The 17,303-nt window shown below is 68.7% G+C and carries 12 protein-coding genes and 1 riboswitch; of the genes, 7 read left to right on the top strand and 5 right to left on the bottom strand.

Annotated features, from left to right (window positions below; translation table 11 throughout):
- Positions 1 to 45 precede the first annotated feature (45 nt).
- Complete coding sequence (locus BLV92_RS06665) at positions 46 to 1,005, bottom strand: EamA family transporter (RefSeq protein WP_090543367.1); 960 nt, start codon at positions 1,003 to 1,005, stop codon at positions 46 to 48.
- A gap of 561 nt (positions 1,006 to 1,566) precedes the next feature.
- Between BLV92_RS06665 and BLV92_RS06660 the strand changes: the two genes are divergently transcribed.
- Both BLV92_RS06660 and thiC read left to right on the top strand, forming a co-directional pair.
- Complete coding sequence (locus tag BLV92_RS06660) at positions 1,567 to 1,974, top strand: GreA/GreB family elongation factor (RefSeq protein ID WP_090543365.1); 408 nt, start codon at positions 1,567 to 1,569, stop codon at positions 1,972 to 1,974.
- 180 nt (positions 1,975 to 2,154) lie between these two features.
- Positions 2,155 to 2,273, top strand: a riboswitch (TPP riboswitch).
- A 141-nt stretch (positions 2,274 to 2,414) separates the two neighbouring features.
- Positions 2,415 to 4,346 carry a phosphomethylpyrimidine synthase ThiC gene (gene thiC, locus BLV92_RS06655; protein WP_090543363.1) on the top strand — a complete coding sequence of 644 codons (1,932 nt, stop codon included), beginning with the start codon at positions 2,415 to 2,417 and terminating at the stop codon, positions 4,344 to 4,346.
- Positions 4,347 to 4,394: 48 nt separating this feature from the next.
- On the opposite strand, the gene BLV92_RS32000 is transcribed toward thiC, so the two are convergent.
- A complete protein-coding gene (locus tag BLV92_RS32000) occupies positions 4,395 to 4,535 on the bottom strand; it encodes a hypothetical protein (RefSeq protein WP_166676534.1) in 141 nt (46 codons plus the stop codon).
- Here BLV92_RS32000 and BLV92_RS06650 point away from each other — a divergent pair.
- From BLV92_RS06650 to BLV92_RS06640, 3 genes are all read left to right on the top strand, one after another.
- Positions 4,534 to 4,755 carry a glycine zipper 2TM domain-containing protein gene (locus BLV92_RS06650; RefSeq protein WP_090543361.1) on the top strand — a complete coding sequence of 74 codons (222 nt, stop codon included), beginning with the start codon at positions 4,534 to 4,536 and terminating at the stop codon, positions 4,753 to 4,755. The genes BLV92_RS32000 and BLV92_RS06650 overlap by 2 nt on opposite strands.
- A gap of 278 nt (positions 4,756 to 5,033) precedes the next feature.
- Positions 5,034 to 5,372 (top strand): hypothetical protein, encoded by a 339-nt coding sequence (locus tag BLV92_RS06645; protein ID WP_167627001.1) that lies wholly within the window; start codon positions 5,034 to 5,036, stop codon positions 5,370 to 5,372.
- Between the two features lie 296 nt (positions 5,373 to 5,668).
- Positions 5,669 to 7,267 (top strand): L-lactate permease, encoded by a 1,599-nt coding sequence (locus BLV92_RS06640; RefSeq protein WP_090543359.1) that lies wholly within the window; start codon positions 5,669 to 5,671, stop codon positions 7,265 to 7,267.
- A 119-nt stretch (positions 7,268 to 7,386) separates the two neighbouring features.
- Here the strand turns inward: BLV92_RS06640 and bamC are convergent, their stop codons facing one another.
- On the bottom strand, positions 7,387 to 8,622 hold the full coding sequence (gene bamC, locus BLV92_RS06635; RefSeq protein ID WP_090546878.1) for an outer membrane protein assembly factor BamC: 1,236 nt from the start codon (positions 8,620 to 8,622) through the stop codon (positions 7,387 to 7,389).
- A gap of 334 nt (positions 8,623 to 8,956) precedes the next feature.
- Positions 8,957 to 9,604 carry a hypothetical protein gene (locus BLV92_RS06630; RefSeq protein WP_090543357.1) on the bottom strand — a complete coding sequence of 216 codons (648 nt, stop codon included), beginning with the start codon at positions 9,602 to 9,604 and terminating at the stop codon, positions 8,957 to 8,959.
- Between the two features lie 408 nt (positions 9,605 to 10,012).
- Between BLV92_RS06630 and BLV92_RS06625 the strand changes: the two genes are divergently transcribed.
- Complete coding sequence (locus tag BLV92_RS06625; RefSeq protein ID WP_090543355.1) at positions 10,013 to 11,809, top strand: VRR-NUC domain-containing protein; 1,797 nt, start codon at positions 10,013 to 10,015, stop codon at positions 11,807 to 11,809.
- Positions 11,806 to 14,112: an ATP-dependent DNA helicase gene (locus BLV92_RS06620; protein ID WP_090543353.1), complete on the top strand. Its 2,307-nt coding sequence runs from the start codon at positions 11,806 to 11,808 to the stop codon at positions 14,110 to 14,112. The genes BLV92_RS06625 and BLV92_RS06620 overlap by 4 nt, the downstream gene beginning before the upstream one ends.
- 274 nt (positions 14,113 to 14,386) lie before the next feature.
- On the opposite strand, the gene BLV92_RS32870 is transcribed toward BLV92_RS06620, so the two are convergent.
- A complete protein-coding gene (locus BLV92_RS32870; RefSeq protein ID WP_280141392.1) occupies positions 14,387 to 16,906 on the bottom strand; it encodes a YadA family autotransporter adhesin in 2,520 nt (839 codons plus the stop codon).
- Positions 16,907 to 17,303 lie beyond the last annotated feature (397 nt).

Below are 17,303 nucleotides of genomic sequence, written 5' to 3'. Positions count from 1 at the left end.
TTGCACAGCGCGATTGAAGAATCGGCGCGTGGGCCGACCCGCGTGTCAACGCGCGCGCCGGCGATCGAACACGAACGACAGTCCGACGCTCGCGAGAATCAGCATGGTCGCGACGACCGTCGACGACGTGACCGGCTCGCCGAGCAGCAGCGCGCCGAGCGCGACCGCGACGACCGGATTCACGTACATGCAGCTGCTCGCGATGACCGGGCTCGTGTTGCGGATCAGATAGCCGTACGCGACATAAGCGGCCATCGTGCCGATCAGCATCAGGTACACGAATGCGAGCGCGGGCAGGAAATGCAGCGTCCCCATCCGTTCGCCGGCGATCCATGCGGCCGTCGTCGAGATCGCGCCGCCGAGGCCGATCTGCAACGCGGTCGCGACGAACAGGTCCGACGGCAGCGTGAGGCGCGACGCGAGATGCGCGCCGCCGGCCCACGCGAGCGCGCCGCACAGGATCGCGAGGCTGCCGCCGGGACTGCCGGACGCGCCGCCGCCGTGGCTCAACACCGCGATGCCCGCGAGCCCGAGCGCGATCGCCGCCCACTCGCCCCTGGCGATGCGGCTGCCGGTCGTCGCGGCGATCAGCGTCGCGAACAGCGGCACGGTCGCGATCAGCACGGCGGCGGGACCGGTGCCGACCGTGCGCATCCCATAAGCGAGCATCCCGCTCGACACGCCGACGAGCATCGTGCCGACGATGCCCGCGTTGCGCACTTCGATCAGGTTCGGCAACGGCGGACGACGACGCATCGCGAACCCGAACAGGCCGATGCCCGCGAACAGGTTGCGCAGGCCCGACAGCAGCAGCGGCGGGAACGATTCGAGCGCGACGTGCACGCCGAGATACGTGGAGCCCCAGGCGAAATAGACGACCGCGAGCGACAGCGCGATCCGGCCGCCGCGCGTCTGCGGCAGCCGCACGGATGCGCAAACGCGCGCGAGCGCCGCCACGACGCGCGCGGCGGCGCGAACGAACAAACGAAACGAACGGAACGACATCGTCGGCAACCTTGCGTCAGCGGCGATCCGGGACGGATGCGAGGGGCGAACAGCGGGAGCGTCCAATGGAGCCGGAACCGGCGCGGGTGAAACACGAATGCATGATGGACGCGGGCAACGAAGGTAAAGCGAAACGAAAAAAGCGCGGGGACGTGACGCGCAATGCCGCGCCGGAAAGGCGCGGTGCATCGCGGCGCCCGGCATTATGCAACAACCGGTAACGGTCGCGATGCGCGCTTGAAATGCCCCGCATACCATGCGAGGATGAACGTCATCAGTTCTCCTCGCCGACTCATCCGCCACCATGCGTTCGTCGCTGTTTCGCCGTTCCGCTTCGCTGCCGCCGCTGCACGCCATGCGTGTCGCGCGCGCACGGGTGCGCGCGCGGCGGCGAAACGCGTCGCGCGTCACTGCCGTTCCGCTCCTCGCCGCCCGGCGTCCGGCCTGAACTCCTCTCCTGATCCCGGAGCCGTTCGACCGGGCTCCGGGCCGATCCCGTCCGCTTCCGCCCACCGCCGCACCGGCTTCCACGCGTTGCATCCGGATCGAAAAGGAGAACTCATGCGCAAGAAAATCCGCTATCTGACCGAACTCGACGTCGCACGCCTCGAAAAGAGCGCGTCCGAGCCCGGCGCGCCGCCGTCACGCGAGGCGCTGCTCGACGAACTGCTCGACAGCGCCGAGATCGTCGAAGGCGCCCAGATCGCCGCGAACGTCGTCACGATGAACTCGCGGGTCACGCTCGTCGACGAGGGCTCCGGCGGCTCGCTCACGTGGACTGTCGTTTACCCGCAGCACGCGGATATCGGCGCGGGCCGCCTGAACGTGTTCTCGCCGGCCGGCCTCGCGCTGCTCGGCGCGAAGCGCGGCGACACCGTGCGCTTCACGCCGCCGGGCGGCAGCACGCAGACGCTGAAGATCGAGAAGGTGCTGTTCCAGCCGGAAGCGGCCGGCGATCTCGCGCTGTAGCGTTACGACGGGACGCTTGCGTTCTCGCGTTACGACGCGGCCGCGCTGCGCGATGCGAAGGCAGCAAACCGCCGCAAACGCCGCCCCAGCCGCCGTCGCAGCACGAACGACGGCCGCGCGCAATCCCTTTTGTCGCCGCAGGGGGTTGCCACGCGCGGCGCTCGCGGTGTATCGTTGGCGCTGCTTACGCGGGGGTCCTGCGTCGAGCGCCGCAGCGGCGGTGTCTCGGGGCGGGTGAGAAATACCCTTTGAACCTGATCTGGATAATGCCAGCGCAGGGAAGCGTCCGGACTTCGCCGTCTTGCCCTGTAGCCTCACCCTTCTCGCGCGAAGTTCGTCCACGTTCATTTCGTCTCCTGCGAAGCTGCCGCCCCCACATTGCTTTGCACGGGACCGGAAAGGCGCTGCCGCCCCGTTCCGGCCGACACAGGAGAGAATGCATGAACGCGAATCCGAAATTCATTTCCGCCGACGCGCACGTCGACGCGGCCGCCATCGCGCCGCTGCCCAACTCCCGCAAGATCTACGTGACCGGCTCGCAGCCGGACATCCGCGTGCCGATGCGCGAGATCACGCAGGCCGACACGTCGACCGCGTTCGGCGGCGAGAAGAATCCGCCGATCTACGTGTACGACACGTCGGGTCCGTACACCGACCCGACGGCCACGATCGACATCCGCGCGGGCCTGCCGGCGCTGCGTCAGAACTGGATCGAGGCGCGCGGCGACACCGAGGCGCTGCAAGGTCTCACGAGCGAATACGGCCGCGAGCGCGCGGCCGATGCGGCGACCGCCGAACTGCGTTTTCCGGGCCTGCACCGCACGCCGCGCCGCGCGCAGAGCGGCCGCAACGTCACGCAGATGCACTACGCGCGGCAGGGCATCGTGACGCCGGAGATGGAGTTCATCGCGATCCGCGAGAACCAGCGCCGCGCCGAATACGTCGAAAGCCTGAAGACGAGCGGTCCGGCCGGCGCGAAACTCGCGGAGATGATGGCGCGCCAGCACGCGGGCCAGGCATTCGGCGCGGCGGCGTTCGGCGCGAACGCGCTGAACGAGATCACGCCGGAGTTCGTGCGCGAGGAAATCGCGCGCGGCCGCGCGATCATTCCGGCGAACATCAACCATCCGGAAAGCGAGCCGATGATCATCGGCCGCAACTTCCTCGTGAAGGTCAACGCGAACATCGGCAACTCGGCTGTCACGTCGTCGATCGGCGAGGAAGTGGACAAGATGACGTGGGCGATCCGCTGGGGCGGCGACACGGTGATGGACCTGTCGACCGGCAAGCACATCCACGAAACGCGCGAGTGGATCATCCGCAACAGCCCGGTGCCGATCGGCACGGTGCCGATTTATCAGGCGCTCGAAAAGGTCAACGGCAAGGCCGAGGACCTGACGTGGGAAATCTTCCGCGACACGTTGATCGAGCAGGCCGAACAGGGCGTCGACTACTTCACGATCCACGCGGGCGTGCGCCTGCAATACGTGCCGCTGACCGCGAAGCGGATGACCGGCATCGTGTCGCGCGGCGGCTCGATCATGGCGAAGTGGTGTCTCGCGCATCACAAGGAGAGCTTCCTGTACGAGCACTTCGAGGACATCTGCGAGATCATGAAGGCGTACGACGTGAGCTTCTCGCTCGGCGACGGCCTGCGCCCCGGCTCGATCTACGACGCGAACGACGAGGCGCAACTGGGCGAACTGAAGACGCTCGGCGAACTCACGCAGATCGCGTGGAAGCACGACGTGCAGGTGATGATCGAAGGCCCGGGCCACGTGCCGATGCAACTCATCAAGGAAAACATGGACCTGCAGCTGGAATGGTGCAAGGAAGCGCCGTTCTACACGCTCGGGCCGCTCACCACCGACATCGCGCCGGGCTACGACCACATCACGTCGGGCATCGGCGCGGCGATGATCGGCTGGTTCGGCACCGCGATGCTCTGCTACGTGACGCCGAAGGAACACCTCGGGCTGCCGGACAAGGACGACGTGAAGACGGGCATCATCACGTACAAGCTCGCGGCGCACGCGGCCGATCTCGCGAAGGGGCATCCGGGCGCGCAGGTGCGCGACAACGCGCTGTCGAAGGCGCGCTTCGAGTTCCGCTGGGACGACCAGTTCAACCTCGGCCTCGATCCGGACAAGGCGCGCGAATTCCACGACGAGACGCTGCCGAAGGACTCCGCGAAGGTCGCGCATTTCTGCTCGATGTGCGGACCGCACTTCTGCTCGATGAAGATCACGCAGGACGTGCGTGAATTCGCCGCGAAACAGGGCGTCAGCGACGAAGAGGCCCTGAAAAAAGGCATGGAAGTGAAGGCGGTCGAGTTCGTGAAGCAAGGCGCGGAGATCTATCAGCGCCAGTAACGCGTCCATGCAGGACCGTGTGCGCGAGACCAGCGAAGAAACACTTCTTTACGAAACCTGCACTCCGCTGACAAGCGCACACAACCGGATACCGTTTGCGTCGATACCATCGTGGATATCGACGCGCGGTTCGCATCGTTCATCGCGATGCGCGAACCGCGCCGCCATCCACGAGGAGTCGAACATCATGAAGACCATCCGGCAAGCCAGGGTCGTGCTGACCGTCGCGGCGCTCGTGACCGCCGTGTCCAGCCTCTCCGCGTGCGACAACATGACGAGACGCCAGCGCGATACCGCGATCGGCGCGGGCGTCGGCGGCGTCGCGGGCGCGGTGATCGGCGGCGGCGCGCTATCGACGCTCGGCGGCGCGGCCGTCGGCGGCGTGATCGGCAACCAGGTCGGCAAGTGACGTGACGCGCCGGCGCGTTGCGCATCGCGGCGCATTGTTGTTGTCGTGCGTTGAGGCTTCGAGGCCATGGCCTCACGGGACTACGCGGCGCGTTTCCGTCCGGAAGCGCGCCGCGTTTTTATTGGCGTGCTGTGCGTGCGGTCCGGCCAACGCAGCATCGGCGCCGATGCGCTGCGCATGCAACGCGCCGTAACATAGTTATGCGCCGCGTAGACGGGCAGCGGCGTAATATCCTCGTCGCCGGCCGCTCGAAGCTGGCCGATCCGCGGAGTTGCTCCATGAACCGTTCGTCCCGTCGTACCGCGTCACCCTCCCCCCGTTCGCGCATTGTCCGTGCATCGCTGCGTGCGTCCGTCTGCGTGGGCGCGTCGCTGTTCCTGCTGTCCGGCTGCTACTACTATCCGCCCGCGTACGGATACGGCTACGATTCGTCGCCCTATTACGCAACCGCGCCCGCGCCGGCCGGCGTAGCGGTCGCGCCCGCGTATCCGGCTTATCCGGCCTATCCCGCGTACCCTGCCGTGTATCCCGCCTATCCCGGCTACTACGCGTATCCGTCCGTATCGCTCGGCTTCGGCGGCTACTGGGGCGGCGGCGGCCGGCGCTGGCGTCGTTAAGCGGCCCTTCCCTCCGTTCCTTTCCGTCCCGCCTCCTGAGTCAGTCCGCCTCGCCCGCGCGCCATGCCGGGCCGCGTCCGCTCGCCCTTTTCCGCCCGAATTGAGTATCCGACCGTACTTTCCCTCCTTGACGCGGGGGCGCGGTTTTCTATGCTGCTAGATGGCACCGTAGTGAAGCATCGTCTTAAAAGCCGGCCTCGCGCGAAGCGGGCACGCGAGGCTACCCGCCCTGCACGCCGTCCGGCGCAGCAGCGCAGCGGCAACGCGCCGATTCGAACCAGCACAAAGGAGACGCGATGTTCCATCAGTTGCTCACCCCCATCGGCAACGCGCTGTTGCCTTCCTTCATCGTCGCCGCGCTGCCCATCGCAACGGTGCTCGTACTGCTAGGCTGGGCGCGGCGCCCCGCGTGGCAGGCGTCGCTCGCCGGGCTGCTGGTCGGTCTCATCGTCGCGATCTTCGGCTGGCAGTTCCCGGCCGGGCTCGCGATCAATTCGGTCGTCGCCGGCGCGGTGTTCGCGCTGTGGCCGGTGATGTGGATCGTCGTGAACGCGATCCTGCTGTACAACATCGCGCAACGCTCGCAACGCTTCGCCGCGTTCCGCATGTGGCTGCTCGACAACCTGCCGAACGACCGGCGCATCGTGCTCGTCGTCATCAGCTTCTCGTTCGGCGCGCTGCTCGAAGGCATCTCGGGCTTCGGCACGCCGGTCGCGATCACCAGTTCGCTGCTCATCATGCTCGGCTTCCCGACGCTGGAGGCGCTGACCTACACGCTGATCTTCAACACCGCGCCAGTCGCGTTCGGCGCGCTCGGCGTGCCGATCACGGTGCTCGGCGCGGTCACGCACCTGCCGTCCGACGCGCTCGCGCAGATGGTCGGCCGCCAGTTGCCGTTCTTCGCGCTGCTGCTGCCGTTCTACGTGATCGGCTTCTACGCGGGCATCCGCGACATGCTGCGGATCTGGCCGGTGCTGCTGGTCGCGGGCGGCAGCTTCGCGCTCACGCAGTTCGTCACGTCCAACTTCGTGAACTACAGCCTGACCGACGTGCTGTCGTCGCTCGTGTCGCTGATCCTGACCATCGCGTTCCTGCGCGTGTGGAAACCCGCACCGGACCCGCGCTACGAGATTCGCGTCGACCGCGCGAAGGAGGTGCGCGGCGAGATCAGCGGCGCGCAGGGCTGGTATCCGTGGATCATCGTGTCGGTCGTCGTGATCGTGTGGACGGTCGCGAAGGTGTTCATGATCGGCGACGTGAAGATTCCGTGGCCGGGGCTCGACAAGGCCGTGTTCATCACGCTGTACAACACGCCGTACGGCGCGATCTGGGACTTCCAGCCGCTCGCGACCGGCACCGCGATCCTCGTCGCGGCGATCATCACCGCCTTCGTCGTGAAGCTGAAGCCGTCGGACTTCTTCCGCGCGATCGGCGACACGTGGGTGCAGACGCGCATCGCGATCCTGACCGTCGCGACGATCGTCGGCCTCGCGTACCTGATGAACTATTCGGGGCTCACGTACACGCTCGGCCTCGGCGTCGCGTCGGTCGGGCCGTTCTTCCCGCTGGTGTCCGCGTTCCTCGGCTGGGTCGCGGTGTTCCTGTCCGGCAGCGATACGTCGGGCAACGCGCTGTTCGGCAACCTTCAGGTCGTCGCCGCACAGCAACTGAACCTGAACCCGGTGCTGATGGCCGCGACGAACTCGTCGGGCGGCGTGATGGGCAAGATGATCTCACCGCAGAACATCTCGACCGGCGTGGCGACGACCGAACTGAAGGGCAAGGAAGGCCACGTGTTCGCGAAGACGTTCAAGCACTCGATCCTGCTGACGGTGGTGCTCGGCATCCTCGTGTGGCTCCAGCAGAACGTGCTGACGTGGATGATTCCGCATTGAGCGGGGCGGCGCCGCGCGGCTTTCGATGGCTATCGCCGCCGCGGCGACGGCAATAAAAAACCCGCCTGTGCGTTTCTGCGCGCAGGCGGGTTTTTCGTTCCGGCTGACGCCGGGCGAACTCAGTGCAGCTGATCGACGACGAGCGCCATGATCTCCTGGGCCGGACGCGACGTGTCGACATTGCCCTTCGTATCGACGATCGCGACGCGGGTCTGGCTCTCGGTGACCGCGCGCACGTTCAGCAGATACTGCTTCGCGACCTTTTCCTTGCGGCCGTGGAACACCTGGTTCCAGAAGCCCTGCTCGGCCGACGTCATGTCCCGCGGATCGACGTAACGCACGTAGTACAGACCCTTCGTGCGATCGCGATCGTCCACCGTGAAGTTCGCGCGGTCGAGCGCGACGCCGACGCGCAGCCACGCGCGGTCGTACGGCTCGCCGAGCGTCAGCTCAGTGTGCGAGTACTGGCCCGACGCGTCGCGCGACGACGCGTTGCCGCGCTGCGGCTGGGCGGACGCGATCACGTTCTGCGCGGCGGTCGCGGCCGCGGCCGTGTCAGGCGCCGCAGTGGGCGCGCCCGCCGCCTTCGCGCCGGACGCCGGCGCGTCGGCCTCGGCCGCGATCTGCGCGTCCGGCACGCCCGGCTTCGCGCGCGCGAGCGTGATCATCAGGCGCTTCAGGTATTCGGTTTCGAGCGCCGGGTCGTTCGGCTTCGGCTGCCATGTGCTGGTGTCGTTGTTGTTGCCGCTCAACGCCTCGCGCAGACCCTTCTGGCTGATGAACACGTAGGTGCCGCCGCCCGGCGCCGCTTCGAGGCGCGTGCGGTACTTGTTGCGCTCGGCGGTCACGTACGAGTTGCCGGTCGCCCACGTCAGCGTGTTGCGGATCAGGCCGTCGTTGATCTTCGGATGGGTCTCGTTCCAGTCGGTTTCCATCACGCCCTTGTCGCGCTGGTCGACGACCAGCAGGAAACCCTGCTCCTGCCAGAAGCGGCGGACCTGCGCCCACACGTCGCCCGGCGTGCGGCTGTCGATCACGAGCCAGCTTTCGGTGCCGTCGCGCTGGATGTGCATCCCCGGGACCGGCGGCAGCACGGAATTGTCGTCCGCCGGCGCGGCCTCCTGCACTTCCTTCAGCGCGGACAGCGACGTCTGCCCGCCTGCCGGCGGCAGCGAGCGCTGGTCGGGGTTCTCGTCCAGCATGTTCGGCGGAACGGCGAGCGAGACCTGCTTCGTCCTCGAATCGCTGCGGTAATCGATCTTGCCCGGCGACGGCGAGCTGCAGCCGGCGACCAGCCCGCCCGCCATCAGGAGTGCTGCGGCCCGGCTGGCAAGACGTTGATGAAAATCACTCATGTTCGGGTAATCCTTCGCTTCGGCTACGCCCACGGCCAGTTTCCGTGGATCAACCAGCCATTTTACCGGCGCGGCGGCGCGCTGTGCAAAAACTGCGGGGTTATTGGCCGTTTGGACAGGAGAAGCTGGCGTGGCGTCGGTGGGTCGGGGTGGAGTGGCGGCCTGGGTTCGGGGCTGTTTCGCGTCGTTCGTGCGGCAGCTTCGTCGTTCGCCGCACTTTCCTGCGCTGCCGCGCGGGTAGGCGCGCAGCATTGTTTCGGCGTGGTGTTGCTGACGCTGGCGTTCCCGCGCGGGCGGACCGGTCGTCCGCGCGGGGCGTCACCGCGCCTGGCGGTCAGTCGTTGCGGCTTGCCGGACGCGCGGCCGTCGTTTTCGCGAGATCCGCTGGCGCGATCCACCGGAACGACGTCAGGCCGGACTCGTCGAACGTGCACTCCGCCGCGGTCGGCGTCGTCTTGCGCGGCTGCGAGAAATGCGCGACGAGCGCGCCGATCGGCGTCCTCGGGTGAGCCGGCGCGGGTTGCGACGCGGCGGTGGGCGTGGCCGCGCGGGTCGTAGCGAGCGGCGTAGTCGAAGACCCGGTCGAAGCCGTCGCGCTTGCGGCGCCGGCGGCAGTCGCCGCGCGAGTCGCGCCGGACGAACCATCCGCATGACTGACCGCGCCGCTCGCGGGCGCGCCCGCGTCGGCCGTGCCGCTTGCCGGCTGTCCCGGCGCGGCCGACGCCGGTTTCGCCGCCGTGGCCCCGCCGGTCGAAGCGGTTGCAGACGCGGCCGCCGGCTTGAGCGTCCCTTCGATCACCACGCGCTGGCCGCGATACGACACCGCGCGATTCGTGACCGACAACTCGCCGAGCGACGTATCCCCGAGCCGGCTGCGCATCTCCGCGACGCACGAAGCGGGATTGCGATACTGCGCGGCGCAGCCCGTGAGCAGGGCGGCAGCGGCCGCGAGGCCGACGATGCTGGCGTTCCGTTTGATCATGAAGGTTCCGTTTTCAGGCTCGCGCAATTGTAGCCTACGGGTCGTTTGGGGCCGGGCGGTATCGGCGGCCGATGGCAGGCGGCAGGGGGCATCGCACAGGCTTGCGCTATCGCTTTCCGCGCCGCTCCGGCCTGCCGTGCCGGTCGCCGGGCAGTGGGTTATCGCTTCGAGCGCTCTCCAACGGCCCTTTCCGGCTGCGGGCCGCCCCGCTCCGCCGGCTCTTCGTACCCGGTTGCGTCGTCAAACTCGCCCGCCGCAGGCTACATCGCCGGTCAGCGGGCCTTTCGGCTTCACGCCCATCCCGATCCACGGGTTAGCGTGTTCCGCCGATTCCTCGTAACTCACCCGCCCCACCGCTCCGCTTCCCGCCTGCTATCATCGCGCCTGTATATCCATACAGTGCCTCGCGTGTACGCTCCGCCGCCCGATCCGTTCTATTACCTTGCGAACTTCCAGCGGGCGCTCGCGTGGCTCGATGCGCGCTGCGCGGACCTGCTCGACGACGCCGAGCGCCGCTTCGCCGACGGTTTCGCGGACACGCCCCGCGCCGCGCAGGCGCTGCTCGTGCGGATGCTGATGCGCAAGGGGCCGTGCTTCCGCGTATCCCGCCTCGACTACGCCGAAATCGGCTGCCCTCTGAGCGCAGCCGCGCCGCTCGTCGCGGCGGGCTGGCTCGACGACGCGCCCGCGCTCCCGTTCGACGCGCTCGCGCCGCTCGTCACGAAAGCCGAATTGCAGACGCTCGCCGCGAACCTCCGCATCGAAACCGGCCCGCGCCCCACGCGCGCGCAACTCGTCGATACGCTGAGCGCCGCGAACCTCGCGCCGCGCGCGTGGCAACACTGGTATCCGGATTCCGCCGACGCGGTGCTGCATCTCGCGGTCGCGCCGCTGTGCGAACGGCTGCGGCTGATGTTCTTCGGCAATCTGCATCAGGACTGGTCCGAATTCGTGCTCGCGGATCTCGGCGTATTCCGCTACGAGCGCGTCGCGTTCGACGACGCGTCGCGCGCGTTTCGCCGGCGCGACGACATCGACGCGTATCTCGCGCTGCGCGACTGCCGCGACGCGCTGGAAACCGTTCTGGCCGCGCCGGCGGCACCGTCGAACGTCGCGAGCGCGCTCGACGCCACGCTCGACACGCTGGACCGCCTCGCCGCACAAACGCACGACAACGCGTGGCTGCGCGCGCGGCACGACAGGCTGCGCTACGCGACCGGCCAGCACGCGGAGCGGCTGCGGGAGCCGTCGATCGCGTGGCGCGCGTATGCGGACTGCGCGCACCCCGACGCGCGCTACCGGCGCATCCGCGTGCTCGAACAACTCGGCCGGCGCGACGACGCGCTCGAACTCGCGCAACAGATCGCGGCGTCGCCCGCGAACGAAGAGGAAGCGCAACGCGCGACGCGCACGCTCGGCCGCCTGCACGGCAGGCGCGGCAAACACGGCAAACACGGCGGCGGCGCGGCGCCGGATCGTGCGGACGCCGCTCCCGCAGCGAACGAAGCATCGCTGGTGATCCGCGAAATCGTGCTGCCCGCGCCGGACCCGGCGATCCGCGTCGAGGAAGCGGCGCGCGCGTGGCTGTCGTCCGCGGACTCGCCCGCGTTCTACGTCGAGAACACGCTGATCAACGCGCTGTTCGGCCTGCTGTGCTGGCCCGCGCTGTTCGCGCCGCTGCCCGGCGCGTTCTTCCATCCGTTCCAGCGCGGTCCCGCCGACCTGCATGCGCCCGACTTCGTCGCCCGCCGCGCGGCGCTGTTCGACGCGTGTCTCGCGGAACTCGACAGCGACGCATACCGCGACACGATCGTGCGCCGCCATCGCGACAAGGCCGGCACCCAGTCGCCGTTCGTCGCGTGGGGCGCGCTGACGCCCGCTCTGCTCGATCTCGCGCTCGACTGCCTGCCGGCCGCGCATCTGCGGCTGTGGTTCGCGCGGCTGCTGGCGGACCTCAAGACGAACCGCTCGGGCCTGCCCGACCTCGTGCGTTTCTGGCCGCGCGAACACCGCTACGAATTCGTCGAGGTGAAAGGCCCCGGCGACCGGCTGCAGGACAACCAGCGGCGCTGGCTCGCGTACTGCGTCGCGCATCGGATGCCGGTGTCCGTGTTGCAGGTGCGCTGGTCCGAAGCAGACCCATATGCGGAGGATGTGCACGACGCCGCCGACGCGCATCGCGAACCCGCCGGAGCCGCGCGATGACGTACACGGTCGCGGTGCGCACGCTGTGCGAATTCACTGCGAAGCGCGGCGACCTCGACCTGCGCTTCACGCCGTCGCCGGACGCGAACGAAGGACGCGCGGGACACCTCGCGATCGCGAGCCGCCGCCCCAATGGCTACGAAACCGAAATCGCGCTCAGCGGCACGTTCGGCGCGCTGACCGTGCGCGGCCGCGCGGACGGCTACGATCCGGCCGCGCACCGGCTCGAAGAGTTCAAGACCTATCGCGGCGACCTCGATTCGATGCGCGAGAACCAGCGCGCGCTGCACTGGGCGCAGTTGCGCGTCTACGGCTGGCTGATGTGCGAGCGCCAGCGCGTCGATTCGATCGAGCTTGCGCTCGTCTATTACGACGTCGGCTCCGGACGCGAAACCGCCCTCGTCGAACACGCGAGCGCCGCCGAACTGAAGCGCGCGTTCGACGACCAGTGCCGCCGCTTCGTCGCGTGGGCCGAACAGGAAAGCGCGCATCGCGCGACGCGCGACGCGGCGCTCGCGCAACTGCGGCTGCCGCATCCGTCGTTCCGGCGCGGCCAGCGCGAACTCGCGGAGGCGGTGTGGCGTGCGGCGTCGCAAGGACGCTGCCTGCTCGCGCAGGCGCCGACCGGCATCGGCAAGACCATCGGCACGCTGTTCCCGATGCTGAAGGCCGCGCCGCGCGCGGCGCTCGACAAGGTGTTTTTCCTGAGCGCGAAAAGCTCCGGCCGGCAACTCGCGCTCGATGCGCTCGACACGCTGGCCGCCGCGCAGCCGGACGGCGCGACGCTGCCGCTGCGCGTGCTGGAACTCGTCGCGCGCGACAAGTCCTGCGAGCACCCGGACCTCGCGTGTCATGGCGAATCGTGTCCGCTCGCGCGCGGCTTCTACGACCGCCTGCCCGCCGCGCGCGCGGCCGCCCTCGAACATCGGCGTCTGGATCGATCGACACTGGCCGACGTCGCGCGCGAGCATCGCGTCTGCCCGTATTACCTCGGCCAGGAACTCGCGCGCTGGAGCGACGTGATCGTCGGCGACTACAACTACTACTTCGACACGAGCGCGATTCTGTTCATGCTCGCCGCGCACAACCAGTGGTGCACCGCGCTGCTCGTCGACGAGGCGCACAACCTGCCCGAACGGGCGCGCGCAATGTATTCGGCCGAACTCGCGCAGACGCAGATCGACGCGGTGCGGCACAGCGCGAATGCGCCGGTGAAACGCGCGCTGACCCGGCTGCAACGTCACTGGAATACGCTGAACGCGGTGCAGCCCGGCGTCTATCGCGCGACCGACATGCTGCCGTCCGACCTGCTCGCCGCGCTCGGCGAACTGATCGCGGCGCTCGGCGACCAGTTCGCCGAACCCGCCGAGCCCGCCCTGCTCCGCGATCCCGAACTCGAACGCTTCTATTTCGACGCGCTGCATTTCGTGCGCATCGCCGAACGCTTCGATACGCAGTCGCTGTTCGACGTGACGCCCATCGCCGCGCCAACGACACGCGGACGGCGCGGGCCGCGCACGACGCTATGCATCCGCAACGTCGTGCCGGCCGGCGCGCTGCGCGCGCGGATCGCGGCCGCGCACAGCGTCACGCTGTTCTCCGCGACGCTCGCGCCGTCGCACTACTACGCGGACATGCTCGGGCTGCCCGCCGACACCGTCCATCTCGACATCGACGCGCCGTTCGCCGCGGACCAGCTCGAAGTGCACGTCGCGCGCCGGATCTCGACGCGCTATCGCGACCGCGAGCGTTCGCTCGACGCGCTGGTCGAACGCATCGCGACGCAGTACGACGCGCGGCCGGGCAATTACCTGTGCTTCTTCAGCAGCTACGACTACCTGGAGCGGGCCGCGAACGCGTTCGTCGCGCGCCATCCGCAAGTGGTTACGTGGCGGCAGTCGCGCACGATGGACGAAGCCGCGCAGCACGCGTTCGTTGCGCGTTTCGTCGAGGACGGCTGCGGGATCGGCTTCGCGGTGCTCGGCGGCGCGTTCGGCGAGGGGATCGACCTGCCCGGCACGCGGCTGATCGGCACGTTCATCGCGACGCTCGGGATGCCGCAGGTGAATCCGGTCAACGAGCAGTTGCGCGCGCGGATGGACACGCTGTACGGCGCGGGTTTCGACTACACGTATCTGATTCCGGGGCTGCGCAAGGTCGTGCAGGCCGCGGGCCGCGTGATCCGCACCGAGCGCGATCGCGGAGTCGTGCATCTGCTCGACGACCGGTTTGCGCGCGCGGAGGTGCGGGCGTTGTTGCCGGGGTGGTGGAGGATCGAAGGAGGACGGGGCGGCGATGTTTGACGTCGCGGTTCGTCACGCCGCTGCATTCGCTGCGCGAGCGATTGAGCACTTGTGCAAACAGCTTGAACGCGCTTGCCGCGCAGATGCAATGCTTCTGCTACCGGAACAACGAAAGCGGGAAAGCGCGTCCGGGACCTCGGCGCGCTGATGGACTGGTCAGGCGGCACGATCGAGATAGACGAATACCGCCAGCGCCAAAGACAACGACACGCAAACCCGCACCGGCGGCGTGACCTCCCCCGTCACGCCGCGAACCGGACACGCGCGCCACCGCTCAATTAAGCGTCCGCGACACCCCCACGACGAACCCCACATCCGGCGAACTGAGCGTCGGCGCGAGCGTCAACCCGCCGTTCACGCGCCATAACCCGTTGCTCGACGTGCCGCCGACCCCGATCGCGACGCCCACCTGCCCGTGGTAATACCCGGTCGCCGCCGCGGCCGAGATCTTGTCCGGCCGCTCGTCGTAGCGCAGCCCCGCGACCGCCATCGCGGCCGCCGCGCCCGCATACGCGGCCTTCCGGTTGTCCGTGATCTGGTTCTGCAGATTGCCGAGGCCGCTGTTCAACTGGTTCAGGTTCACCGCGTCGGTGCCGTTCACGCCCGGCGCGACGTTCGTGATCGTGCGCTCGAAACCCGGCGCGCCCACCGACACCGAGTTCGCCTGGCTGGCGACCGAATTCGCGCCGATCGCGACCGAGTTCGCGCCGGTCGCGCGCGCGCTGTCGCCGAGCGCGGTGCTGCCGTTGCCCGATGCGACGCTGCCGCTGCCGGCCGCCACCGAGTTGGTCCCGGTCGCGGACGGCGGCACGTAGTTCTCCGGATTGCCCGCGATCGTCGTGTTCGACGACGACCCGCCGCCCCCGCCGCTGCCGCCCTGGTTGATGATCTGCTGGATGCGCGTCTCGAACGTTTCGTTCACCGACGAAACCGCGCCCTGCAACTGGCCGAGGTTCACCGCGTCGGTCAGTTGCGTGCCGGGCGCGACGTTCACGAGCTGCCGCAGCGCATCGGGCGCGCCGACCGACACCGCGCCCATCAGCGTCGAAAAACTCGCGCCGGTCACCGGGTCCACGTAACTGCCGGCCGCGCGCGTCGCGACCGACCCCGCACCCAGCGCGACGCCGCCCGCCGCGGACGCCGCCGCGTTCGTGCCGAGCGCGGTCGACGACCCGCCGGTCGCGCTCGCGCCCGCGCCGATCGCGACGTCGCCAGTCGCGGCGGCCGGCGCGCCGGCGAGGCCGGCCACCGCATCGCGGCCCTGCGCGATGCTGTCGTCGCCGTAGGCGGCGGCGGCCGGCCCGACCGCGACCGAGTTCGCGCCCGCCGCGTTGGAATCGGCCAGCGTCGAGTTCGCGTGGAAATAACGGATGCCGCCGCCGGTCATGATCCCGTTCACGGTCGTGCCGAGGCTGTCCACGGCCTGGTTCGTCGCGTACAGCTGCGAGCCGTTGACCGCATCGGTGCTCGTCGCGCTGACCTGCCCCGCCGCGACGTTGATCAACTGCCGCTCCGCCCCCACCGCGCCGACGCTGACCACGCCGTTCGCCGCCGACCCCGGCCCCGCATACGCATACGTGGTGCCGTTGATCGTGCCGCTGCTGACGGTGGTCGCCGCGCGGTCCGTCGAGCCGTTGCCGAGCACGACGCTGTTGGCCTGGGTCGTCGTCACGTGGTTGCCGACGACGAACGTGTTGTCGGTCGCGACGGTGTTGTCGTTGCCGACCGAATACGACCCGCTGCCGGACACGACGCTCGGGTCGCCGAACGCGCCCGAGTTCGCGCCGCTCACGACGTTGCCCGCGCCGATGCTGATCGACCCGCCGCCGGTCGCCTGCGCGCCGACGCCGATCGCGATGTTGTTCGCCGCGCTGCCGCCGACCGCGCCGGTCAGCGCGCGCTGGCCGAGCGCGATGTCGCCCGCGCCGTTCGCGGCCGCGGCGTCGCCGATCGCGACCGCTTCGTCGCTGCCGGCGACCGCCGCGTTGCCGACCGCGACCGTGTTGCTGACCACAAGCGACGTGATCGAACTGCCGATCACGGTGCCGTCCGCCGCATACGTGAACGACGAGCGCGTACCCGCCCCGCTGCCGAGCGCCACGTTGTTGCTGCCGGTCACGAACACGCCGGCGCCCGCGCCGCTGATCGTGTTGAAGCTGCCGTTGCCCGACAGGCCCGCGTAGATGCCGCTCGCGAGGTTGTGGTTGCCGGCCACGTTGTAGCCGGCCGAGTAGCCGCTCGCGAGGTTGTAGCTGCCGCGCACGCCTGTGCCCGCCTGGTAGCCGGTCGCAATGTTCAGGTTGCCGACCGTGTTCGCGCCGGAAAAGTTGCCGTTCGACAGGTTGTGATTGCCGGTGATGCCGGTTCCCGCGCCGTCGCCCGACGCGATGTTGTAACTGCCCACCGTGTTCGCGCCGGCGTTGTTGCCGGTCAGCAGGTTGTAGCTGCCATTCACGTTGATGCCGGCCGACGGGCCGATCGACACGTTGTACGCGTTCAGCGCGCTCGCCCCGACGCCCGCGCCCGCGCCGATCGCGATCACGGCCGAGCCGACCGCGCGCGCGCCGTTGCCGAGCGCGACCGCGCCGGTCTGCGGCGAGCCCCCGCTCGCGCCGCTCGCGGTCGCGCCCTGCCCGAGCGCGACGTCGCCGGCCTGCGACGTTCTCGCGCCGTTGCCGACCGACACGCTGCCCGCGCCCGTCGCGCCCGCGTTCGTGCCGGCCGCGAGCGCATTCGCGCCGGTTGCGCCGCCGTTGTTGTAATTGGTGTCGGTGGACGGACTGGTCGAATTCACGCTGTAATTGTGAAGAACCTGCGCGTGCGCAGCCGCAACGCCGCCCTGTAATGCGACGAATGCCGCATGCACAATCAAATGCCGGATCGACACAATACCGGATAACCTGCCGCCGCGCATGCGGCGCGCGGTCTCCGATACCGCCGCATAAAAATCACTGAAATTGCTGGAATGTCCCACGATCTCGCTCCCCAATCCGTTTCGAATGCGAAGGGAGAGCAACCGTGCATCCGCACGGCAGGCGGGCCTGAAACCAACAGGTTTTTTCGATAACCGTTCGACACCGGACTGGCCGCTCGCTGCTTCGCCTGCCGATGTTAATCAGTACGCCGGATTTTTAAGATCGGAGAACTGTAAATTATTGTAGGAAATTTGTCAGAAGATCGTTTTATTTAAG

The organism is Paraburkholderia caballeronis, from assembly GCF_900104845.1.
GTDB lineage: Bacteria > Pseudomonadota > Gammaproteobacteria > Burkholderiales > Burkholderiaceae > Paraburkholderia > Paraburkholderia caballeronis.
This window is presented reverse-complemented; position numbering and strand designations above follow the sequence as displayed.